Origin of the sequence: Persicirhabdus sediminis (assembly GCF_016595495.1) — a bacterium.
In the GTDB taxonomy this organism is placed as follows: Bacteria; Verrucomicrobiota; Verrucomicrobiia; order Verrucomicrobiales; family Akkermansiaceae; genus Persicirhabdus; species Persicirhabdus sediminis.
Window position 1 is genome coordinate 83,284 of the sequence record NZ_JAENIM010000042.1, and the last position, 22,708, is coordinate 105,991.

Sequence of the window (22,708 nt, forward strand, 5' to 3'; positions counted from 1 at the left end):
TTATCTGCTTGATCGTCAATAACTTTTTCCATTTACCTTAAACTAATCTGTAAGATCTTTCTAACCAGAGTACATTTTCCGCCTTGCCCGTAGCTATGGCAATGCATGCGATTTCAGGACTTGCCAAGAATCGCGAAAATGCTTAACTCATGCGAGTTATCATGCCAGACGAGCCCATCAACGAGATCGAAGAAGAAGTGTACGAGGAGAGCCTCGGTGAGATGTACTCCGACTACTTTTTGGACTACGCAAGTTATGTTATTTTAGAGCGCGCCGTGCCTCATTTGGGTGACGGTTTGAAGCCCGTTCAACGACGCATCTTGCACTCCATGAAAGAGCTCGATGACGGTCGCTATAACAAGGTGGCCAACGTGGTGGGCAATACCATGAAATACCACCCACACGGTGACGCATCGATTGGTGATGCCATGGTCCAGCTGGGGCAAAAAGACCTTCTCATTGATACCCAGGGTAACTGGGGAAATACACTCACTGGCGACCCAGCTGCGGCGCCACGATACATTGAAGCCCGCCTCACCCCCTTTGCGCTTGAGGTTGCCTTCAACCCAAAAACCACCAAATGGACACGCAGCTACGACGGCCGCAACAAAGAGCCCGTCACCCTGCCGATGAAGTTTCCACTACTGCTTGCTCAAGGGGTAGAAGGCATCGCCGTGGGATTGGCCTGTAAAATCCTCCCGCACAACTTTAACGAGCTGATTGACGCCTGCATCGCCGCACTGCGCAACCAGCCAATCAACATCGTGCCCGACTTCCCAACTGGCGGGCTCATGGACGCCAGCGACTACCGCGACGGCCTGCGTTCACGCGGCAGCAAAATCCGCGTTCGTGCGCGCATCGAGGTAGCTTCAGCCAAGCTTCTGCGTATCGACGAGATTCCATTTGCCACCACCACTGGCGGACTCATCGACAGCATCGTCTCAGCCAACGAGAAAAACAAAATCAAGATCGCCCGCGTGGAGGACAATACCGCCGCCAAAGCGGAAATTCTTGTCCACCTGCCAGCTGGCACCGACGCCGAAACCATCCGCGAAGCGCTCTACGCCTTCACTGATTGCGAACTCAGCATCTCCCCCAATGCCGGCGTCATCACCGGCGACAAACCCAAATTCATGGGCGTCAGCGAGATCCTCAAGGCCAGCGCCGAAGAGACCAAGGAATTACTCCGCATCGAGCTGGAAATCCGTCTCGCTGAGCTGATGGAAAAATGGCACTTCAGCTCATTGGAGAAAATTTTCATCGAAAACCGCATCTACCGCGACATCGAAGAATGTGAGACATGGGAAGCCGTCATCGAAGCCATCGACACCGGCCTCGAACCTCACAAGAAAAAGCTCAAGCGCGAAGTCACCGAGGACGACATCGTGCGCCTCACTGAGATCCGCATCAAACGCATCTCTAAATTCGACAGCTTCAAGGCCGACTCCATCATCAAAGCGCTGGAAAATGATATCGATCAGGTTGAGAAAAACCTGCGCAGCCTCACCCGCTTTGCCATCAACTACTTCAAGAGTTTGCAGAAAAAGTACGGCAAAGGACGCGAGCGCCGCACCGAGATCACCGAGTTCTCCGTGGTCAAGCGCACGCAAGTCGCCGCCGCTACCGAGACACTTTTCCTCGACCGCAAAAATGGCTTTGCTGGCTGGGGTCTGAAAAAGGAAGAATCCATCGACAAATGCTCACGCATGGATGACATCATCACCATGCTGCCTACAGGCAAAGTCACAGTTTCTAAAATTTCAGAGAAAGCCTTTGTTGGCCAGCGCCCAGTCTACTTCAACATCTTCCGCAAAGACGAAGAGAAAATCTTCTCCGTGATGTACCGTGACGGTCGCCAAGGCACCGTGTACGCCAAACGCTTCCGCATGGGCGGCGTCACCCGCGACAAAGAATACGACCTTACACTGGGCTCCCCAGGGTCGCGAATTCTCTACTTTGCCGTGCACGACAGCGAGCAAGACAGCAACGATAACGAAGTCATCGTTCACCTCAAACCACTACTGCGCCTGCGCAACCTCGACCGCACATTCAAGTGGGAAGACATCGCCATCAAAGGTCGCAGCGTCAAAGGCAACATCGTTAGCAAACAACCGGTCGACCGCATCGTGCGCGCACCCAAAAGCGAATAATCCAGCCAGCTGGAAATAAACCTCTCTCACAGATTGAGAAAAACCATTGCCGCTAGAGCCATCTAGCGGCATATTCATTTCATGCTAAAATGGGCAACATGCCAACTGCTCCTAGCTGGCCTAGCCGCCAGCTGGTGCGTGGCCGACGAGCTGGACACATCCATTGCTCGCGGTGAAAAAATCTACCAGCAAGAATGTCTCGAGTGCCACATGGACGACGGTACCGGCGTGCCAGAAGTATTTCCCCATCTAGCTGGCTCAGCTACTTTTGCCAAATCCGCCGACCGCATCATCGACTCGATACTCGCCGGCAACGAAGGCCAGCTAGTGCTCGACGGTCAGAACTACACCGGGCTGATGCTTCCCGTGCCGCTTGAGAATGCGGAAATTCTCGACCTGCTGCGCTACATCTACGCCAGCTGGTACCCGCAGAGCAAAGTGAAGTTAGACGTGAAAATGATCCAGCTGCGGCGCGCTCTAGCAGCAGAGAAAAAACAAGAGCCGTGACCCATCAAGTCACGGCTCTAGCCAAATTTGTCTAGCATCTAGCTGGAGCCAGCTAGACGCTGCTAGGTTTCCCTATGCTTCTTTTTTGATGTTCTCCTGGCGATAGGCGCTTGGAGACATTTCCATCAGCTTGGAGAAGCTACGGTTAAACTGTGATAGTGACTGGAAGCCCACCTGATACGCCACTTCAGAGATGCGTGCGTTAGGCTTCAGGAGTTCCTTCTTTGCCCACATGATACGAGCATAGTTCACGTAGTTAGTGAAAGTCATACCAGTGGCATCCTTAAACTTACGGCAGAAGTGAGACTCACTCATGCCAGCCTCTCTAGCTACAGTAGCTAGGTGGAGAACTTGATCTAGGTTAGAGTGGATGAACTTACGCGCGCGAGTGATCGCTTGCGGCTCACTGTTGGATGAAGCCACTGCCAGCTCATCAGCTAGGCGAGTTAGCTCTTTAGCGAAGTGACCGAGCAGCTGGACAATGCTATTGTAGCGCTCAGGATCTATCGCCTGCGTCTGCAGATAGGTCTCACGCAGCTTGGCAGTTTCTTCTTCGTTGAATGGGTTTTTTCCAAACTTCCCAAGAGTTTCGTTGAAATCAGCCTCGGTTGGCGTGCGTTGGAAAACTTGACCAGTTTTCAAGTAGGCGATCACCTGTGGTCCTAGATAAACAGGAATGGCAGTCGCCATCATGCCAGCAAAGCACTTACATGATGATGGTCCTTCTACCTCAGAGCGTTTCATCAGATCGACGTTACACTCTCGGCATGCTTGGCAAGCTTCCTCACAAGCGTTGATACGCTCACAAAATTCACTCTGGTTGCGGTGATGAGATCTCAATCCCCAATCACTCGGGTCAAAGCTCTTCAAGCGCAAGGGCAAGCCCGTTGCGGAACGAAATGCATCTTTGTAAGATTGCATTTGTTCTGAGTCCCTAAGACGTTCAAAGAGCTTCGATTTAAGCTCCTCCTTTGTACTCTCAGCTGCGGTATTCGACATAAGCGTTAGTAAACTAGGCTGAATTAGTTATTTTGGCAACCCCTCGCTGCTTCAAGGCGATGGTAACAATCAATAATGTCACAACTGAGCTCAATGGCATCAGCACGGCGGCCAAGAGCGGGGTCATGTGGCCTAGTAAGCACACCACCACCGCACATAAGTTATAAACCAACGCAAAAGTGAAGGCTGTCATCACAGCCCTCTTGCGTAGTTTCGACACAACAAACAAATTCTCTAAAAACCTCAGCCCAGTGGCTAAGAAATAAAAATCGGCAATCGACTCAACCAGCCCACTTCCAGTAGCTGGAGAACCATTCACAGTAGCTGCTTCAAAAGCTAGTGTATCATTGGCTCCGTCTCCTAAATACAGCACGCCGCCATCTAGCTGGCGTACTTTTTCGGCCTTCTGCGTAGGGTTGAGCCCCGCGTAGGCGTACTCTGGCTGGATGCCTAGCATCTCAGCGGCGTGGCTCACCTTGTCAGATCTATCGCCAGAAAAGATATGCAATTTCATGCCCCACTTGCGCAGCACCCCTAAGGTTCGCTCGGCGGATGGTCTTAGTGACTCTTCAAACTCGAAGCGCTCAACGAGCTGGCCTTCATGCCGCAATTCACAATGCGGACGCAATGAACTTTCCTGATCACCAGCAGGCAATTCATCGACTTGCCCGTCCCAGCCACTTCTACCGAGTGACCATAGGGAGCTATTGGCGTCATTCATTCGTATACCTAGCGCAGGCACCTCTTCTGTTTGTTCATTATCACGCAAATACGACTGCCCGTGCGCTCCCATAGCCTCAAGAATTGAGCGTGATAATGGATGGTACGACTGCGAGCACAGTCTAGCCAGCGCCTCGCGTTCATTCTGCTGTAATCTCTGCAGCTTGTCGGCCTCGAGCAACTCAGGTCGCTCGCGAGTTAGAGTGCCTGTTTTATCAAAAGCAATGTGCTGGATGGCATGCAAGCGCGGCCAAAAATCTCTGCGGCGAATGAAAACACCCAAGCGACGCATGTGCGCACCAGCTAGCTCGTCAGCCATCGGCACCGCCACGCCCAGCGCACACGGGCAGGAAATCACAAAAACCGAAATCATCACCTGCAGGCCATGCAAAACAGAATCGTACCAGCTCCACCACAGGCCGCCAGAAATACCAATCAGCAAAACCGCCAACAAATACACCTTCAAAATCTTCTCCAAACGCGGTGATCGAGAATCCGCTGGGCTCGCATTGACCAAGCGCTGCAACATCGACTCAGCCCACGGTTCTTGCGCGCGCAAATCCAGTTCGTGTTGGCTCAGCGAAATCGCTCCCGCAGGCACAGATGCCCCCGCTTGTAGCTCCACTGGCTCAGCCTCACCATTAATCCACTCTAGGGAAACCGTAGCTCGTTCATTCTGCAGCAATGATTTTACCGGATTCGTCTGGCCAGCTAGCAGGACAAATCGATGATCCTTTTTCAGCTCCTCAAGCGCCAGCATCGCGTCACCGCTTTTTACCGTCAGCGGGATCGGCGACTGCTCCATCAGGCGATTGCGGTTCTTTTCCGCCGCCGCTGTCTGCAGATAACGGCCAATCATCATCAGAAAGATAAAAGTCGCTACAAAATCAAAATAAATCAACCGGTGGTGGTCGACAAACCAACCAATAATCGACCCCGTATAAGCGGTCACAATGCCCAGCGCAATTGGCAAATCCATGTGCAAATTGCCCGCCCGCAGGCTAATCACTGCGCGGCGAATAAACCACGATCCACCAATCAACATCGCCAAAGTGGCCGATAAAAAAGTGATCAGCTCAAAAATACGCGCAAACTCAAAATCAGCTGGCATATCTAGGTACTTCGGCAGCGAGAAAACCATCGCATTCATCGCAAAAGCACCACACAGCCCGACGCGGCCACCCAAAGATTCAGCCACCATGCCTCTAGCCGCATGCGGCAATCCCAGCTGGTAACCAAAACTTTGCATCTCCTTAGCAAAGGCCAGCAAATCACACGCTCCCTTGCTCCACAGCAGCTTCACCTTGCCAGAGCTGGGGAAAACATCCGCCCGCAGCGCGCCATCAACTCGCAAAAATAATTTTTCAATCAGCCACACACATCCGATGCATGACAAACCTTGCACGGAAAAATCCTGCGACGCCTTTTCGTGTGCCGCATCACTCTCTGCAGCGGCCACGCGTTCCTCCAGCCAGGCGTAATCTTGCGGTGCAAACGGCTGATTATTAACCGGCGTGCTCGAAATCCCCTGCTTCAGCTGGTAAAATTGATCCAAGCCTTCGTCGTGGATCAGCTGATACACGAACTCGCAACCCTTACAGCAAAAGGTTTCATCCTCCGCCGTTGGCGTGAATTCTGTGCTGCAATGTGGGCAGAGCGCCATGCGCGGCACCATAGGCAAAACGTCCTCATTGGCAAGCATACTGCGTCCATTTCACTATTTTTTCCGCACTTCTTATTTAATTAGTTTCTAGCGCAGATTACTTATGAAACCAAGATCCCCCTGCAACCGTATACAAAACCCGCCCTGAGCGCCAAATTCATTTCAATCGTTCATTTGAACTATTAATTTAAATCATGCCATCTCTTTGACATCGAGAGAATTAGGCGCACTTTCACATCATGTTCGCAATCAAGCCCTTGTCCGCAATAGCACTGACCGCCTCACTCATGCTCAGTGGTCTAGCCACACCAACGAGCGCAGCCGAACCAGCTGCCACCAGTGAGCAAAAACCATCCATCGAGTTCGCCAATGAATACTTCTATAATGACGCTGGTGAGTTTCAGGAAGAAAAAGCCAAAGACGCCATCATGGCCCTGCTCAAATATCACAACTATCCCATTTTTGATGGTATCAGAGAGCGCATCTTTGTCATGGACTACAAAGCTGGCCGATTTGCCGAAGTTGGACTTTCAGGCATCATGTACGCCAACCATCAGGTCAACCAATACATGCTGCTGGATATTTTCCTCCTTCCCAACCAAATGCTCGCCGAACACTGGCACGTCGATGGTGAAGAAACTCCAGCCAAACGCGAAGGCTGGCTAGTTAGAAACGGCATCAGCTACATCGCCGGCATTGGCGAAGACAACATGGCTGATTTCCCTGAAGTCAAAATCCCACAGATCCACTGGGATGGCAAAGTTTCCGCCAAGCACATCGTCAAAGGTGAGCCCGGCAGCTTCACCGACCTCGCTGAAATCCTCTCACGCCACTGGCAAATGGCTGGCCCTGAAGGTGCCATCATTACCGAAGTCGCTAACTACGCTGATGGCGCTGCCGTCAGACGCTCAGATCCTAAAATGAACTAAGCTAGAATCGTCAGACATTTTCATAAGCGCCGCGATCCAGCTAGCTGGATCGCGGTATTTTTTGTCTCGCCCAACTAGCAGATCCTTCTTGCCAAGAAGTAAACTTTGACTAATACGAGTAACAAGTCTGACCAATTCAGAGAGATCTCGCCCGCTGAAAGATCAATCACCCCCAAAACCACCATGTCTCTTTTGTCATTCAGCCGCCACGCCAGCATCAACCAAATCGTTTATCTAAAGTTTTCCTGTCAGTCCACACAGGAAACCCTTGACGATTAGATGATTCCAGCTATTCCATAACATACATGGCTTTACAACTTCAGACCAAACTAATTCTAGCATCTGCATCGCCTCGGCGACGCGAGATCCTAGCTGAAGCTGGCTACCACTTTTCCATCATGCCCTCACCGGCGGAAGAGATTCACGACGCCTCCATCCCACTGGAAGAACTGTGCGAACTCAACGCCAAAGCTAAAGCCAAGGCCATTGCCCTAGATCACCGCGACGCCTGTGTCATTGGTTCAGACACCTTAGTCTGCCTCGACGGCCAGCCGCTCGGCAAACCAGCGAGCAGAGAAGAAGCCATTGCCACCCTGCAAAAGCTCTCTGGCCGCACTCACCAAGTTTGTACCGGTGTCTGCGTCATCGCCGATAACATGGTGAAATGCTTCCACTGCATCTCTGAAGTCGTCTTTAAGGAACTCGATCTCGCAACCATCGAAGAATACATCAGCAAAGTCAACGTCATGGACAAAGCTGGATCATATGCCGTACAAGAACGCGGTGAAATGATCATTAAAGAATTCCGCGGTGACTTCCAAAATATCGTCGGCCTCCCTATCAAGTACCTCGAGTTTGTATTGCAGAGATTCGGTATTGAACACCGATAGATTTCGAGGCAAGCTGCCGCCATGGAGACGTCCATCCCCGTGCCTAACCGCATCCCTCTGTTATTCAATCCTAACGCCCGCAGCCAACGAGGCAGGAAAACACTCCGCTTCCTCATGGCTAACGCGCAGCGTTTCGCCCTCTACGCCACTCGCGATGTCGACGACGCGCGCCAGCTGGCTCAAAAATTAGCTAACGACGGCGAACCCATCGTCTGTGCCGCCGGTGGTGATGGCACACTCAATGCCGTCGTCCAAGGGCTCGCTGGAAGCAGCTGTGTGCTCGGTGTGCTGCCAGCGGGAACCATGAATGTTTTTGCCCGCGAGCTAGGCATTCCCTACAACAGCCTATCAAAAGCATTAGAGATCATCCAAGATGGCAACGTTAGGGAGGTGGACCTCTTTGAAGCCAACCAAAAACCATTCCTGCAAATGGCTGGCGTTGGTTTTGATGCCAAGGTGATAGAAGAAACTAGCTCAGGATCAAAAAATCTAATTGGCCCATTTGCCTACCTCGGCCCAGCCGTCAGAGTGCTGGGACAACAACCGCCAAAGGTCACCGTGACCTGCGCCGACGGCCGCGTCGAAGAAGGTGTTTGTATGCTAGCTGGTAATGGATCGCTGTACGGCGGTCAGGTCAAATTGTTCCGCAAAGCTGACAATGATGACGGCCTGCTAGACGCCCTCATTTTCAAACATTCCGGCATCCCATTCATCCGCGACTCGCTGTTAGGACTAGCCACAGGCGCGCTCGATACCGAGAAATCATCCATCACCTACCTGCAATCAGAAAGTTTCACCATCGAGAGTGACGCGCAGCTGCCACTACAAGTAGATGGCGAGTATGCTGGCCGCGCCAGCACCTTCAAACTCTGTCCAACTGGACGCAAACTACGCGTATTGGCCCCTAGCTGCGTGAAAGAAAATTGGCTACAAAATATCATTCGTGAGATCGTCAAACGATCACCGCGGCACAACAAAATCACCAGCTAATGAGCAACAAGAAGATCTCACCTAACGCGCATGCCAACTGGCAGTTCTACCTCGCCGCGGGCGCCATGGCAGCTGGCTGTGCCACGCTCATCGCCAGCTCGATTTTACTCGGCTGCAACGAGCTCGCCACCAATGCTGGCGCGGGCAAACTGTACAGCGACAGCGCTAGCATCCCGCACCGCCAAGTCGGCGTCGTGCTCGGCTGTTCAGCTAAAATTGGCCAACGTAACAACCAGTATTTCATCCGCCGCATTGATGCCGCCAGCCAGCTCTATCACGCAGGCAAAGTAGACTGTCTGATTGTATCTGGCGACAACAGCCGCCACGATTACGATGAGCCAGCTGACATGAAGCAGGCGCTCATAGAAAAAGGCGTGCCTGCTGAAAAAATTGTCTGCGACTACGCTGGCCTGCGCACACTCGACTCGATTGTGCGTGCAAAAAAAGTCTTTGGTCAGGATTCCTTCACGGTGATCTCACAGCAATTCCAAAACGAGAGGTCCGCCTACATTGCCCAAGCTCACAATATTGACTTAATAGGCTTCAATGCAGCTGGAGTCCACGGGCGAGTCGCCCGCCATACTGATCGCAGAGAATTTCTCGCACGGACCAAAATGTGGTTAGATGTGCAATTTTTCAATACCTCGCCAAAATACCTTGGACCCTTGGAGACTTTACCTATTGATAGTTAGCCAGCTAACTACCACCCACAAACTAACACCTTCAAAATTCTAGCTAGGACGAGCACTCACACAGACCTTCACTAGTGTTAAACCACTTAACTATTCCGCTTGCACGGTAAGCTGTAAATGTTTCACGCGTATTAATTGTAACGATTATAACGCTCTCAAACATGAACATCAAACTCACCTGCACAACGCTAGCTCTGACCGCAGCTACTGCCAGCCAAGTCAGCGCTGGCGAGCCGATCAAGCTGGAAAACGGCCAACTCAGCCGCGAATTCTCCACCATTGAAGATACTTTCAAAAGCTCCGCCATCGTCAATAAGATCAATGGGGAGACTCTCAAGCTTAATGATGTTAGCGAATTCCGCCTGCGCATCAGCGATGACGTCGCCAGCAAAGCACCTGACACTTGGCTCAGCTCCAATGACTTCAAAGTCATCGACATCAAAAAAGCGAGTGCTGAAAATATTATCGTCTCGTTGCAGCACCCTGGCACTCAGCTGGAAGCTGAACTTAGCTACACATTAGACTCAGCTGCTCACTACGGTCGCAAGCAACTCAAGCTAACTAATGGCGGCAAAAAACCTGTCACGGTAGAAGTTATCGAGCTGGAGTCATTTTCTAATAAAGACAACTATCAGCCGTACAAGATTCACGAAATCAACGTCGCCGGCAAGTGGAGCCCAGGCATTGGCCAGCCACTCTACACTAAAAAATCAGCGATGTTCTTTGGCGTAGAATTCCCAGCTTCTAGAAATACTGTGAGCTCAGAGCAGCTCTCATCTGCTTACTACTGGGGATTTGCCCTAGAACCAAAACAGAGCCTAACCACTCACCCTTCCGTGTTTGGTGTGGGCGACGACGGTGAGTTCATCCAAGAAGCATTCTTCAGCTACATTGACGACATCCGCGCACAGCCGCTCCGAGTGCAAATCCAGTATAACAGCTGGTTTGATGACGGCCGCGGGGTAAGCCGTGAGTCATTTGAGGAAAAGGTCACTAAGATCAACGAAGAGCTGGTTAACAAGCGTAAGCTGAAACCACTCAATGCCTACGTCATCGATGATGGTTGGCAAGATTCATCTCAAAAAGCAGCTAGCGACTGGAACAAACAATTCTGGCCAGTTAACAGCAAATTCGACCCTGACTTTGCCTCCACGAAGAAGCTGCTAGCTGACAAAGAATCTCAGTTAGGTTTATGGCTCAGCCCAGCCAGTATTTTTGGTGCTAAGAAAATGCCACCAATTCTTGAAAAGGCAGGATACGAGCGTCTCGACATGACCATGTCACTAGCTGGCCCTAAATACATGGACGAGCTGGAAAAACGACTAGTGGACCTTGCTTCCCAAGGCGTTACCTACTTCAAGTTAGATGGTCTCTTTGGTCACCTGAAAGTTCGCAACGTTGAACTTAAGCCTAACCGCGGCGTACCAATTCCTAACCTTGAAGGACTGCTTACCGACGACATCACCCCAGGATCTCCTAAGCTCGACACTCCTGAATTTGACGAGCTGAAGATGTACTACGTTTCAGCTGGTACAGCACGCTTCATCGAGACCACCAAGGCGATGCGCGAAGTGAACCCTGAGCTCTTCATCGCTATTACAAACTCTGCTTACCTCAGCCCGTGGTGGTTGCAGTACATTGATGTGATTTGGCTGATCAACTCAGGAGATTCAGCCGGCGGATCTGACCGCCTTCCTCAGCTGAGATACCGCGATGGCATCTACTACGAGATCTGGGAGAAAGAAAATACCCAGTTCCCAATGTGCTCAATTTTCAACCACGATCCAAAGAAAACGGATACTGGCGAAAGCAGAGAAGAATTCCGCGACTACCTGCTCATGCACATGAGCCGTGGCTCAGTATTCATCGAGCTCTACCTCAAAACCATGAAGCTCTCAGACGCAGACTGGGACGTGCTTGCTGACAGCCTCCAGTGGGCCCACAATAATGCCCAATACTTCAGCGGTGTACGCATGCACGGTGGTGATCCATTTGGTGACATCGACCCAACTCTATCTGCCATGGCACGTTCCCGCCAAATGCGCCAGGAAACTGAAATCACTGGTCGTGTTTACGGCTACTCAGCATGGAACAAAGACGGTGGCTATTTCTCAGTCCTCAACCCAAGCTCCAAAGATCAGACATACACCGTCACCCTAGACAGAAAACTGGGCCTGCGCCCAGACGTCAAAGGCGACTACAAAGTCACCATCGTTACCGACCAAAGCGCATCAACATTGCCAGCTACTGTGAAGTACGGTGATGAGCTCAAAATCGACCTCAAGAGCCGCGAGTTCCTCCTCTTGGAATTTGCTAAGTAATCGATAGCGACAATATCTAAACCTCATCTACAGCACTCCATTGGCCATGCCAGTGGGGTGCTTTTTTTTGCCTTATCTTTAAGCCGTCGCGCTAGCTAGCCTCACTCCAGCTGCGCTGGCATGGCTGGCGGCAGTGATGGTGGTTTCTGCAGGTAGCGCTCGTACAAGCCGTAACCGAGCGCACGTGTAGAGCTGTAATCCACCGCGTAGCCAATCACCCCACCAATCACCGGAATTGCCTGCAGCAGCAACTTCGGTGAATAACGCATCACCAACTTCAACGCCGCCTTGGCACCAAATTTTCCAGCTGACTGCACACCCGAAATGATGGCAAATTGCTGCAGTTTAAAATTTTCCGTATCCGTCTCAATGCCACCGCGCCGGCGCGCCAGAAATTCCACCAGCCGCGTCTGAATGCGGATCGAACCAAAGACATCCAGCGGCAGCGCCACAGGCAAAGTCAGCAAACCACCAAAACCTGTCACAAATCCAAGCACGCCACTGATCTTCGCCTCTTGGCGGATCACCTGGCGTACCGCTGCATCCGCATCCACACCACCGCCAAGCAACTTGGTATAACGCGCTTCCAAGGCCTCCGCATCACCGAGCAGCACGCGCCCTAGCCAGTTCTTGAACCAGAAAAAGGCCACCACCATGAGCACAAACAAAATCACCCAGACCACCGCACAAGCAATCAGCGCCCAGATGACAAAATCCCAAAAACCAAACTCCATAACCCAGCTATAACAAATTTCTCCCAGCTGACAACCACCCAAGGTCATTTGTCATCCATGAAGCTGGTAGGGAATCGTTAGGCGCATCACACCCGACCCAACAGACTCGCGACAAGTTTATTGACAAAAGAAGCTAGAGCTAGAGGATTAAAAACTGTTTATGATAGTTAGGAAAAAGCATAACTTCGTCGCCTTCGCGATGCTAGCTCTAGGCATGCAAATGATGGTTTCCTGTAAAGCGGCTGCTCCTAAATTAGAAGTAAATGTACAGGTTGTAGACGAAGATGGTCAAGTCATTGAGGCAGCAAACGTTGCTCTCGCTGGTGTGATAGGAAGTAAGCCAAATCTAGGAGGAGGATTTGCACAAAACGTTTATGACAAAACCAACAAGTTAACAGATGCGACGGGGCGAGCAACTGTCTCTGTTCACTCTTTGAGTACTGAGTACGGGCTAGATGTTAAAAAGGACGGTTACTATGAGGTAACAGTAGCGAAGCCGCGTAGCAAACCTGTCAGTGGGAAATGGGAAGTCAGCGAAAACTTAGTAGAGGTAGTTTTGAAGAAGAAAAAAAATCCCATTCCCATGCATAAGAAGCGGTTTGAGGGATACTTTGTAGAATTGAATAAGCCAATGAGCATTGACCTTTTAGTCGGAGATTGGGTCGCACCTCATGGGGAAGGCAAAGTTGCCGACCTAACTTTCACGGTGCAGAAGCCAGATTCTGCCAAATATGATTTTGATGCTACTCTACTCGTCGAGATGAATGGAGGGGAACTGGATGCATTGATTGAGTTCCCTGAAGATAACACTCATAGCGCTTTTAAAGGGCCATATGAAGTCCATGATGGCAATTGGGTCCCGAGCTTCAATTGGGTCAATGAAATCGTTCAGGATGAAAGAGGTATTAACGTTCAAAGCATCGATTTCCAACAAGACAGGCTATGGGGCTTGCGCCTGCGAACTATGGCGGATGAACAAGGCAACTTGATCCAAGCGAATTACGGCAAGATGAGTGATATCGAGTTTTATGGTTCCGTAAAATCTAAACGCAAAGGTGTGTCATTCATCAGGTTTACCTATTATTACAATCCAACAGTAAATGATAGAAATGTGGAATTTGATTCTAGCAAAAACCTCTATATCGAAAAACCACGGGGCATCCGTAAACCTTAGTTAAGAAAAATCTCGTACATTTTTCAGCTACAATGAGCTCGCTCCCCCCAAAAGCATGACAAATGATGTCAGGCATTTTTTATTAGGAAAATCCACAAACCCTTATAAATAAAGGATCCTCACCCAATTCCCGCTCTAAAATTTCGGGTTTTTCCGGGTTTTCCCCGTGGGCTCCAATCCCGCCCATCTAGCTAGCTGGAGATTCCACTTCCTCATCCGCGGGGCCAACGAGTCAGCAATTCTACAAGATACTGCTGCAAGCGCAGGCAACAAGCCAGATGATGTCAGGCATTTTTTCTTCAATAAACCCACGAACCCTCATAAATAAAGGATCTACACCCAATTTACGCTCTGTAATTTCGGGTTTTTCCGAGTTTTCCCCGAGGGCACCAATCACGCCCATCCAGCCAACTGCTGTTTCCACATCGGCTAGCAACTAAGCACCGAGCTGGCCCCCTGCGATGCGCACTTGCAGGCCGGCATTATAAGTAAAATTTTGTTAAGAAACCCTAACTTGTTTCTTAACAAACAAAAAAAAAGCGTGCCTCCCAGTGGAAGAAGACACGCTTTTCGAAATGTTGCGGATGTCGCAGATTAACGCTTGGAGAACTGGAAGCGCTTACGAGCACCTGGCTGACCAAACTTCTTACGCTCTTTCTGACGTGGGTCACGACGAAGAAGACCAGCTTCTTTGAGTGGGCCACGGAGCTCAGGGTCGTGCTGGCAGAGTGCACGTGCGATGCCGAGACGGATAGCACCAACTTGACCGTTGATACCGCCACCACTTGATACGACTTTAACGTCGTACTTGTTTACCAGCTTAGCGTGCTGGAATGGCTCAAGAATGAGGTTTTGAAGAGTTACAGTACCTACGTAATCTTCGAAGTTGCGCTTATTGATAGTGATCTTGCCAGATCCTTCTGTAAGCCATACGCGGGCTACAGCAGTCTTACGACGACCTGTTGCGCTGAGGATAGTTGCTTCGCTCATGATAATTAAAATAGTTTAGGTTAGGCGATTTCGAAAACTTCTGGATTCTGTGCCTCGTGTGCGTGCTCAGCGCCACAGTAAACTTTAAGTTTGCTGTACTGAACTTTGCCCAACTTGTTGTGAGGAATCATGCCTTTGATAGCACGCTCAAGGATAAGTTCTGGCTTACGCGCACGAACTTTCTTTGGAGTTTCTACCTTTTGGTTACCTACATACCCTGTGTAACGAGTGTAGATCTTATCAGTCTCTTTGTTACCAGTGAAGATAGCCTTGTCCGCGTTGATGATGACTACATAGTCACCACAGTCAACGTGGCTTGTGAAAATTGGCTTATGCTTACCGCGTAAAAGAGTTGCTGCCTGTACAGCTACCTGACCGACTACCTTATCGGCAGCGTCGATCACATACCACTTACGCTCTACGTCTTGAGCTTTTGCTGAAAAAGTCTTCATGTGTTCTCCTTAGATTGTCGCCCAGTTTATAAAACCCCCTGGGCGGGGAAAGGGCGGGCAAACTAGGAACCGATCTGTGATCTGTCAATGCAAATCTCAGGTAGTTTTTTAAAAAAATTCCATTTTCCGCCCCGCGGACGCAAAATATTCACTGAATTGACATTTTTTCAAGCCTAGATCATTCTATCAATCGTGAATCAAGCACCCGACCCCGAAGCCAACACGCCAATCAAGCAACGCTTGTGGGAAATTGTTTTTGAAGCAGAAACACCAGCTGGCAGGGCATTCGACGTCATTTTGATGTGGCTCATCGGTTTCAGCGTGCTCACCGTGATGCTAGAAAGCATCCCCTCGATAAATGCAAAATATTCCACCCTGATCCACGGGCTGGAGTGGTTTTTCACCATTGCTTTCACTCTTGAGTACGCATTGCGCATCTGGCTGGTGCGCCGTCCGTCTCGATATATTTTTAGTTTTTATGGCGTTGTTGACCTACTTTCCTGCCTGCCTACCTATCTAGCGCTGCTGGATCCTACCCACAGCAGCTTTGCCGTGATCCGCGTTTTGCGTCTACTGCGCATGTTCCGGGTGATGAAAATGGTCCACCACATCCGCGGCGCCAATACGCTGATGAGAGGCCTGCGCTCGGCGGCACCTAAGATCACCGTATTCTTCACCTCCGTGCTGCTGCTCTCCATCGTCGCCGGCACCATCATTTATTTTATAGAAAGTGGTGTTGAAGACACCAAGTTCACCAGCATCCCCATCAGCGTCTATTACGCCATCGTCTCCATCACCACCGTCGGCTATGGCGACATCACCGCCGTCACTGCCTTAGGGAAAATTTTCACCACCCTACTTATATTGACCGGTTACGCCATCATTGCCGTGCCCACCGGCATCGTCACCAGCGAGATGATCAATGCCCACAAACAAGATGAAACCACAGATGCCTGCCCAAGCTGCGGCGTCCACGGCCACCTCATCGATGCCAAATTCTGCCGCCGCTGCGGTGAGAAGCTGGATTAAACTCCTCCGCCATAAAGCCAGCCAGCGAGTCCTGCCGAGAAAGCGCTGTCACAGATGCAAGATCTCACTTCGCTGAGCCAGCCGCATGATCTAGCCAGCTCGGCCTCATCTTCACAGCCGTTTACGAATGACTGCTCCACCTGAGGCCTCAGCTACTTTAGTCAATATAGCGCTAGGCGACCTGCGAACGCTATGCAGGTAAAGCTTCACCTTATGCTCAGTCAGCAGCTTGTGGAGCTCTTTCAAGCTACTCTCGCTCATATCGTCATCGAGGTCGCAGAACCAATAAATCGAGTCCGCTTGGTAATTCAGAATTAACGCTTTGATCAGAGATAGGCAGTCTCGCTGGTTACAAACATAGGACAGGTAAACTTTTTCAATCGGGAAATTCTTGCAGTGAATTGCTGGACTGAATGGATAGGCTACCAAATTAGGATCTGAGAAAAACCACTCCGCATCATTTATCCCGCTGCTCGGGCTGCGGCCATTTTCACTCCACACATAGCTCGAATAATAATTTGCACCCAGCCGACAGCCACTCACCTCAAAGTAATAGACTGCAGGGAAATGTTGATAGATTTCCTCTTTCACCTCCTCAATATACTTTTCCATGCTCGGGCTATTATCCACCACCAGCCCTAGCCGGCGCGCCTGGATGGGCATGCCAAAAACTTCTTCATCAACCACCTGTGCTTTGAGATGGCTGCGATCAGGCATCTTCTTGTCAGCGTGTGGCGCCTCCGCCTGCAATAACATCTCGTGCACCCGCTTGAGGTCTTTCATATAGGCCTGAGCGTGCTCTTCATGGCTTTTGCTACTCAGCCGCCCTTCTAAAAACTTCTCTTGCTCGCGCTCCTGTTTTCTATCCAGTGGCGGCTTAAAATATTCATAATTAAGCTCAACATTCACCCCAACCTCCCGCAGGTTTGCCTGTCGTTTGCGGAAGTCTTCTTTGAAATAATCCACCATTTGCATGGTGCGCCTAGCCATCGACTCTTTTGTCCATTTGCCAGAACTCTCTTTAGCAAAAGTGCTAGCTAGCGACATCAACAAAACAGCTAACACCACCGTTACAATCCTCGAAGAAAACATAGCTAACAAACTGAGCAGAGCACACCATGGCGTCAAGAATCATCTTAACTCCAAGCACGCCACCAGCCACACCACAAAACCTAGCTAGAAATTAACCTAGCTAGAAATACCCAGCGGGAAATCTCGCCACAGTTGGTCGACCAGCTCAGCTGGCTTCACGCCGGAGTCACGCAGGCTGCGTAGGCTTTTTGATTCGTCACGTTTGGCCAGCCGCTTGCCATTTTCATCCACCACCAGCGCGTGGTGCAGGTACACCGGCTCAGCTAGCTGGAGAAGATGTTGTAAAATCCGGTGCACGTGGGTCGATGCCATCAGGTCCTCACCGCGGGTGACATGAGTGATCCGCTGGGCAGCATCATCCACCACCACAGCCAGATGGTACGAGGTGGCAATGTCTTTGCGCGCCAGCACCACATCACCTAGCAAATCCGGCTGCACCACCACCACTCCGTAGCGCAGGTCGGTGAAACTCAGTTCGCCATCAGCCAGCCAGCTAGATTTTACTTTTTCAATATCCAGCCGCCAGCAATGCTCGTCGCCAGCGGCCAATTTCTCCGCCACCACATCCGCAGCTAGCCGCTTGCAGATACCTGGGTAATGGACGCCCTCAGGGCCGTGTGGCGCATTGCCCATCGCCGCCACTTCCAGCTGGATCTCCTTGCGGGTGCAAAAACACGGATACACCACACCTAGCTCCTTGAGCTGGTCCAATGCCGCGCCGTATTCGCCCAGACGGTCTAGCTGACGCATCGGCGCTGGCTCACGCTGCCAGTTGCACCCCAGCCAGCTGAGGTCCTCTTCTATCGCCTCGTAGTACGGCTCACGCACACGCGTACGGTCGATGTCCTCATAGCGCAGCAAAAACTCACCACCGCCATCCACCGCCACCTTCTGCGCCACCATAGCCGCATAGGCATGACCGAGGTGCAAATATCCCGTTGGTGATGGAGCAAAGCGTGTGCGCATGCCCCATGCATAGAAAATCCAGCCAGCCAGCGCAACCCACGAAATTCAGCAAGTCATCAGCTCAGCCACTAGCCAGCGTGCCTTGGCCAACACGAAATCATAAATCAGCTGGTTTGAATAGAATTTGACCAACTCCCTATTTTAGCTAAAATAGGGATAACCCGCAAATCATGGAAACTATCGCAGCTACAGAAGCATCAAATCGTTTTGGCAAGCTACTAGATCTTGCCCGCCAAGAGCCTGTAACTATTGAAAAGAAGGGCCGACAAGTCGCTGTCATTCTCTCGGTTGAAGAATATAACAGGATGGAAAATACCATCGAAGATCTCCAAGATCAAAGGCTCAAGGAAAGCATTGCCGACATGGAAGCTGGCAGAGTTGAGCCAGCAGCCGAGGTATTTGCTTCGCTCAAAGAACGCTATAAGTAATGAAATACAGGGTTCTGCTCACCAAGAGGTTTGCGACGAGCTTGCAGGAAATGGGCGATTACATTGCGGCTGATAATGCACAACGTGCTATTTCGTGGCTAGCTGAAGTTGAGGCCAAGGTGATGAAATTGGACTATTTTCCTGAATCCCACCCCTACGCCAGAGAAAACGAAGACCACGCCATCGAGTTGCGCCAGCTGGTATTCGGCAGGGGCAGATATAAATACAGGGTTATTTTTACAGTTAAAGAGAGCGATGTGATCGCCCTCGACATCAGACATGCCGCACGAGAAGGACATCCCCCACAATCTCTTTAGAGGATCTTTGGGGGGAAGGCTATAGTTCTAGAACCGCTGCAAATAGCTACCCCAGCTGGAATTTTCCATCGCAGCTGAGCGCAAGAATCGGGTGGTTGGCCACCGCGCCTGTGCTAAGCTAGGCGCATGAACCACTACGCGCTCATCGAGCGGCTCATCCTCTGGCTAGGCCAGCACCGCGACCAACAACCATCTCTGAAAGAAATGGCTACAGTTGCTGGGCTCAGTGAGTTTCATTTCCACCGCCTGTTCTCCGAGTGGGCAGGCATCACCCCAAAGGGCTTTCTCCAATGCCTCAATCACCAACACGCTAGGCGGCTGCTAGAATCTGGCCAGCCAGTCTTGCAGACCTCGCTCGACCTCGGGCTCTCTGGCCCCAGCCGGCTGCACGACCTCTGCCTAACTATCGAAGCCGCCACCCCAGGAGAAATCAAATCCGCGGGCGCTGGCTGGACGATTCGCTACGGCAGCGCACTCACGCCATTTGGTCACGCGTTGATTTGCCAAAACCACCGCGGCATCTGCCACCTCGGGTTTTATTCGCAGGGGGAAATGGTCGACGCACTCGCCGAAGCCCAAGCCAGCTGGCCACGAGCGCAGTTCCAGCTAGACCAACAACTCGCCAGCAAGCTAGCCAAACAAATCTTTCTAGCCAAACCAGCCAGCCAGCTCGACCAGCCACATCCTAACAAACCACTACAAGCCTACGTCAAAGGCACCGCGCTGCAGCTCAAAGTCTGGCGTGCGCTGCTCACCATCCCCGCTGGCCAGCTCGCCAGCTACGGAGAAATTGCCTCCGCCATCGGCAATCCAAAAGCCGCTAGAGCGGTCGGCACCGCCATCGGTCGCAACCCTATCAGCTACCTCATCCCCTGCCACCGCGTCATCCAGCAATCCGGCGCCATTGGCGGCTACCGGTGGCAGCCAGAGCGCAAACAAGCGATGATCGCCTACGAAACCTGCCCGCCAACTGAATGACATGTTAGTCACTAGCAGCCTTGGCTTCTTCCAGCTGATTGGATTCGTAGACCACGATGATAGAGCCGAAGTTATTGTTGGGTTTGGCTAGCTCATCGCGACCGTACAATTGAGAAATATCACCATCCAAAAACAACGCATGATCACAGCCACGGCTTTTGAAAAACTCGGCAAATTCGTACAAGTTAGGCAACTGCTCGCTATGGCGCTTGGTGATCGCAAACACCACATCACCAGCGGCATTCACACCTACGCCATTGCGCAATAAACGCGAACTTGATTCAGCACGAAACTTTGCATGGATTTTGCCGCTCTCTAGCAACAACGGCCCCGACTGCACCGCACAGCGAACGCCATCTTTATATTTTACATAAGCTTGCGCATTCACCACCTTAGCGCCATCAGCCCCAATGAGGAACACGCCGTTAGGCTTGAGATAGAAATTCCCCTTCCCTGCAGATAAATTCAGTGGCCGCATCAACTTGCCACACTGTACCATCAGCCCAGAAGGCACTCCGCCCGGCTCGTAAATGCCTCCATTCATCATGAAGGCCACTTGTCGCTCTGGCCTATCAGCCAGCTTAAATACTTGCGAAAACTGGCGCATGATCTGCCCATCATTATTTTTCCAGAACAGATCAACATCAGCGGGTGGAACAGTTAGCACCTGATATTCGACCTCCTTGAAAACAACTTCTTCCAGCTCAACAGCTAAGGAAAACGAGCAACTGAGACACAGGCATGACAAAATTCCCTTCATCCCAGCATCCTAACACCCCATAGATAGTGCGGCAAACACTATCTACCAACCCTCCACTCTATGGCTTCGCTGGAGCAGCGCCAGCTGGCTTGGGCAGCGTGCACAAGATGAATGTCTCGCGCACTTTCGTGAGATTGCGCAGCGGCACTAACAAACCGCGAGCTGATTTATCAAACTTCTCCTGAGAGCTAGCTGCCTCCATGTTATTAAACAGACCATTAAACATCCTGAAGCTAATCATGATGCGTGGTTTCATCAGCGGCACCATCTCTTCTGGCATCGTTTCTAAGTGACCGTGAGCATTTTTGAATTCTTGCTGCCAGCCAGCGACCATTTTGCTAGGCAGCCAATGACCATCTAGCTGAGTGAATGAAATCGTCTGAGCTGAGTCACTCAGTAGGCCAGTCATCGTCAACGTCGTTAGCGTATTTCCAGCTGGATCCTTCGCATTTGTATTGCTCGCCGACTGCACTTTCACTTTGGCCAGCCGTTCAGATAGAGACTCGATACCCAAAAACTCAGCTAGCGCATCGATATCCTGTAACAGCAGCGACAATGTGCCAGCGCTCACCGTGGCGCCATCAAACTCAGCCAACTTCTCAAGGCTAGTTAGTTCGCTTTGATTCAATGTATGTAACAGCCGGCGTACCCGAGGCAAGAGCTCGGCCAGCTGTTTTTTTCGCTCAGCTGATTGATCTCCTAACTTAGAATTCAGAATGAATGTTTCTTGCTCAGCAATCACCACTTCCAAGCGTGCTAACAATCGGAACATCTCGTCATAGGCCTCGGCGTCCATCTGCCCAGCAAAACTCCTAACAAAGTGGTTAATGTCAGCTTGATAATTAGCTGGAAATGCCTGCCAGAGCACCTCGCCTTGAGCATTGCCCAAGCCATCCACCAACTGCTTAACTGCTTCAGCTGCCGAGGCGGGTTCGCCAGCATCTCCCGTGTCCGCATACTCAGCGGTGGCCACATTAAACGAGGCTATCAGGCTGGCGCAGGCGATAGCCCACTGTTTTGTCATGAAAAGATTGGCCACATTCATGTCGATCACAGCGCTATTTTTGTAATTTTTTAGCCTCAGCAATAAACTGATCGACCGACCAATCTGGCCCTTCTTCGAGGTAGGCAATCTTGCCGTCAGCATCGACTAGCAAAGTTGTTAGTGTATGGTTAATGGTGCCATTTTCCTTCATTGCTAGAATACCAAACAGAAAGCGCAAGTCGTCGACTAACTGCTCGTTAGTCCACGTCATAAAATGGTAATTTGGCTCTTCAATTTTGTATGCCTGAGCGTATGCGGCCATGATGCTAGGCGAGTCATACTCGGGATCAAATGTCACGGTCACGATGTCCAGCTGGCCAGCTTTTTGCTCGCGCCAGCTATCTTGGAGTTCCGCCATTTTGCGGGTCGACTGCGGACACATCGTCGGCGCAGCACAGCGCGTAAAGATGAAATTAAGCATATACGGCCTCCCTTTCAGCTGCGAGATTAGCCGATAATTGCCACGCTGATCAATCGCGCCAAACTCGGGCACACTATCACCAACGCCTAAGGTGGTTAATGTCAGCCGCTCGTTAGCTAGCTTATTCAATGATTCGTTATCTTGATTCGCTTGCTCAGCCAATGGCCCGTCTAGCGGAAAGACTTTCTTCAGATGCCAGCTAGAATCGTAATGCGATGCCTCAGCACGAATCTCGCGACCTACATATCCCATTGCGTAGTCAGCATAACTCACTTTGACATCCGTCACTTGCCCTTTAGCCAGCTTGCCTCCTGGCTCTAGCACCGCCACCTTGAGCAGCCGGCTTTCACCTTTTGCCAGTACACGCGCCCGCAGCTGCTCGGCGGCGAGAAGATTACCTACAAAGGTGCAGGCCACAGCGATTGATACGATCCATCCAGCTCTCACAGCCCGCTTTATAA

General features: G+C 51.0%; 23 protein-coding genes. 12 read left to right on the plus strand and 11 right to left on the minus strand.

Translation table 11 applies throughout. From position 1 onward, the window contains the following. The first annotated feature begins 161 nt into the window (after positions 1-161). Both JIN82_RS12660 and JIN82_RS12665 read left to right on the plus strand, forming a co-directional pair. Positions 162-2,150, plus strand: a complete 1,989-nt coding sequence (locus JIN82_RS12660) for a DNA gyrase/topoisomerase IV subunit A (protein ID WP_200312017.1) — start codon at positions 162-164, stop codon at positions 2,148-2,150. An 81-nt stretch (positions 2,151-2,231) separates the two neighbouring features. Then, complete coding sequence (locus JIN82_RS12665) at positions 2,232-2,657, plus strand: c-type cytochrome (RefSeq protein WP_200312018.1); 426 nt, start codon at positions 2,232-2,234, stop codon at positions 2,655-2,657. A gap of 72 nt (positions 2,658-2,729) precedes the next feature. Here the strand turns inward: JIN82_RS12665 and JIN82_RS12670 are convergent, their stop codons facing one another. After that, on the minus strand, positions 2,730-3,656 hold the full coding sequence (locus JIN82_RS12670) for a helix-turn-helix domain-containing protein (protein WP_200312019.1): 927 nt from the start codon (positions 3,654-3,656) through the stop codon (positions 2,730-2,732). 13 nt (positions 3,657-3,669) lie between these two features. Next, entirely contained in the window at positions 3,670-6,078 is a 2,409-nt protein-coding gene (locus JIN82_RS12675; RefSeq protein WP_200312020.1) for a heavy metal translocating P-type ATPase, read from the minus strand. Between the two features lie 200 nt (positions 6,079-6,278). Between JIN82_RS12675 and JIN82_RS12680 the strand changes: the two genes are divergently transcribed. The 5 genes from JIN82_RS12680 (at position 6,279) to JIN82_RS12700 (ending at position 11,861) form a co-directional block, all read left to right on the plus strand. Continuing rightward, complete coding sequence (locus JIN82_RS12680; protein ID WP_200312021.1) at positions 6,279-6,968, plus strand: cupin domain-containing protein; 690 nt, start codon at positions 6,279-6,281, stop codon at positions 6,966-6,968. 305 nt (positions 6,969-7,273) lie between these two features. Further along, complete coding sequence (locus JIN82_RS12685) at positions 7,274-7,858, plus strand: Maf family protein (protein ID WP_200312022.1); 585 nt, start codon at positions 7,274-7,276, stop codon at positions 7,856-7,858. Positions 7,859-7,879: 21 nt separating this feature from the next. Continuing rightward, positions 7,880-8,848 (plus strand): diacylglycerol/lipid kinase family protein, encoded by a 969-nt coding sequence (locus tag JIN82_RS12690; protein WP_200312023.1) that lies wholly within the window; start codon positions 7,880-7,882, stop codon positions 8,846-8,848. Continuing rightward, positions 8,848-9,540 carry a SanA/YdcF family protein gene (locus tag JIN82_RS12695; RefSeq protein ID WP_200312024.1) on the plus strand — a complete coding sequence of 231 codons (693 nt, stop codon included), beginning with the start codon at positions 8,848-8,850 and terminating at the stop codon, positions 9,538-9,540. The genes JIN82_RS12690 and JIN82_RS12695 overlap by 1 nt, the downstream gene beginning before the upstream one ends. Before the next feature lie 161 nt (positions 9,541-9,701). Further along, positions 9,702-11,861, plus strand: a complete 2,160-nt coding sequence (locus JIN82_RS12700) for an alpha-amylase family protein (RefSeq protein WP_200312025.1) — start codon at positions 9,702-9,704, stop codon at positions 11,859-11,861. Between the two features lie 101 nt (positions 11,862-11,962). On the opposite strand, the gene JIN82_RS12705 is transcribed toward JIN82_RS12700, so the two are convergent. Further along, positions 11,963-12,595: a hypothetical protein gene (locus tag JIN82_RS12705; RefSeq protein ID WP_200312026.1), complete on the minus strand. Its 633-nt coding sequence runs from the start codon at positions 12,593-12,595 to the stop codon at positions 11,963-11,965. 214 nt (positions 12,596-12,809) lie between these two features. Between JIN82_RS12705 and JIN82_RS12710 the strand changes: the two genes are divergently transcribed. Then, a complete protein-coding gene (locus tag JIN82_RS12710; RefSeq protein WP_200312027.1) occupies positions 12,810-13,769 on the plus strand; it encodes a carboxypeptidase-like regulatory domain-containing protein in 960 nt (319 codons plus the stop codon). A gap of 241 nt (positions 13,770-14,010) precedes the next feature. On the opposite strand, the gene JIN82_RS12715 is transcribed toward JIN82_RS12710, so the two are convergent. The 3 genes from JIN82_RS12715 to rplM all read right to left on the minus strand — a co-directional run bounded on the left by JIN82_RS12715 (position 14,011) and on the right by rplM (position 15,211). Next, a complete protein-coding gene (locus tag JIN82_RS12715; RefSeq protein WP_200312028.1) occupies positions 14,011-14,193 on the minus strand; it encodes a hypothetical protein in 183 nt (60 codons plus the stop codon). A 170-nt stretch (positions 14,194-14,363) separates the two neighbouring features. After that, the gene (rpsI, locus tag JIN82_RS12720; protein WP_200312029.1) at positions 14,364-14,759 is read right to left on the minus strand and encodes a 30S ribosomal protein S9; all 396 of its coding nucleotides are present in this window, start codon (positions 14,757-14,759) and stop codon (positions 14,364-14,366) included. A 20-nt stretch (positions 14,760-14,779) separates the two neighbouring features. After that, complete coding sequence (gene rplM, locus JIN82_RS12725; RefSeq protein WP_200312030.1) at positions 14,780-15,211, minus strand: 50S ribosomal protein L13; 432 nt, start codon at positions 15,209-15,211, stop codon at positions 14,780-14,782. 192 nt (positions 15,212-15,403) lie between these two features. Here rplM and JIN82_RS12730 point away from each other — a divergent pair, with 192 nt between their 5' ends. Beyond that, positions 15,404-16,240, plus strand: coding sequence for an ion transporter (locus JIN82_RS12730; RefSeq protein WP_325099511.1), 837 nt, complete (start codon positions 15,404-15,406; stop codon positions 16,238-16,240). A 111-nt stretch (positions 16,241-16,351) separates the two neighbouring features. On the opposite strand, the gene JIN82_RS12735 is transcribed toward JIN82_RS12730, so the two are convergent. Together JIN82_RS12735 and gluQRS are read right to left on the minus strand one after the other, a co-directional pair. Beyond that, positions 16,352-17,332 (minus strand): hypothetical protein, encoded by a 981-nt coding sequence (locus JIN82_RS12735; RefSeq protein ID WP_200312031.1) that lies wholly within the window; start codon positions 17,330-17,332, stop codon positions 16,352-16,354. Positions 17,333-17,428: 96 nt separating this feature from the next. Continuing rightward, entirely contained in the window at positions 17,429-18,298 is an 870-nt protein-coding gene (gluQRS, locus tag JIN82_RS12740; RefSeq protein WP_200312032.1) for a tRNA glutamyl-Q(34) synthetase GluQRS, read from the minus strand. 170 nt (positions 18,299-18,468) lie between these two features. Between gluQRS and JIN82_RS12745 the strand changes: the two genes are divergently transcribed. From JIN82_RS12745 to JIN82_RS12755, 3 genes are all read left to right on the plus strand, one after another. Beyond that, positions 18,469-18,726, plus strand: coding sequence for a type II toxin-antitoxin system Phd/YefM family antitoxin (locus JIN82_RS12745; RefSeq protein ID WP_200312033.1), 258 nt, complete (start codon positions 18,469-18,471; stop codon positions 18,724-18,726). Beyond that, positions 18,726-19,043 (plus strand): type II toxin-antitoxin system RelE/ParE family toxin, encoded by a 318-nt coding sequence (locus JIN82_RS12750; protein ID WP_200312034.1) that lies wholly within the window; start codon positions 18,726-18,728, stop codon positions 19,041-19,043. The genes JIN82_RS12745 and JIN82_RS12750 overlap by 1 nt, the downstream gene beginning before the upstream one ends. Positions 19,044-19,169: 126 nt before the next feature. Continuing rightward, positions 19,170-20,021 (plus strand): methylated-DNA--[protein]-cysteine S-methyltransferase, encoded by an 852-nt coding sequence (locus JIN82_RS12755; RefSeq protein WP_200312035.1) that lies wholly within the window; start codon positions 19,170-19,172, stop codon positions 20,019-20,021. Positions 20,022-20,025: 4 nt separating this feature from the next. Here JIN82_RS12755 and JIN82_RS12760 read toward each other — a convergent pair whose 3' ends face one another. The 3 genes from JIN82_RS12760 to JIN82_RS12770 are packed head-to-tail and all read right to left on the minus strand — an operon-like array spanning position 20,026 to position 22,664. Further along, a complete protein-coding gene (locus tag JIN82_RS12760; protein WP_200312036.1) occupies positions 20,026-20,781 on the minus strand; it encodes a phosphodiester glycosidase family protein in 756 nt (251 codons plus the stop codon). A gap of 58 nt (positions 20,782-20,839) precedes the next feature. Then, positions 20,840-21,805: a hypothetical protein gene (locus JIN82_RS12765; RefSeq protein WP_200312037.1), complete on the minus strand. Its 966-nt coding sequence runs from the start codon at positions 21,803-21,805 to the stop codon at positions 20,840-20,842. A gap of 34 nt (positions 21,806-21,839) precedes the next feature. Further along, on the minus strand, positions 21,840-22,664 hold the full coding sequence (locus tag JIN82_RS12770) for an SCO family protein (RefSeq protein WP_200312038.1): 825 nt from the start codon (positions 22,662-22,664) through the stop codon (positions 21,840-21,842). Between the last annotated feature and the right edge of the window lie 44 nt (positions 22,665-22,708).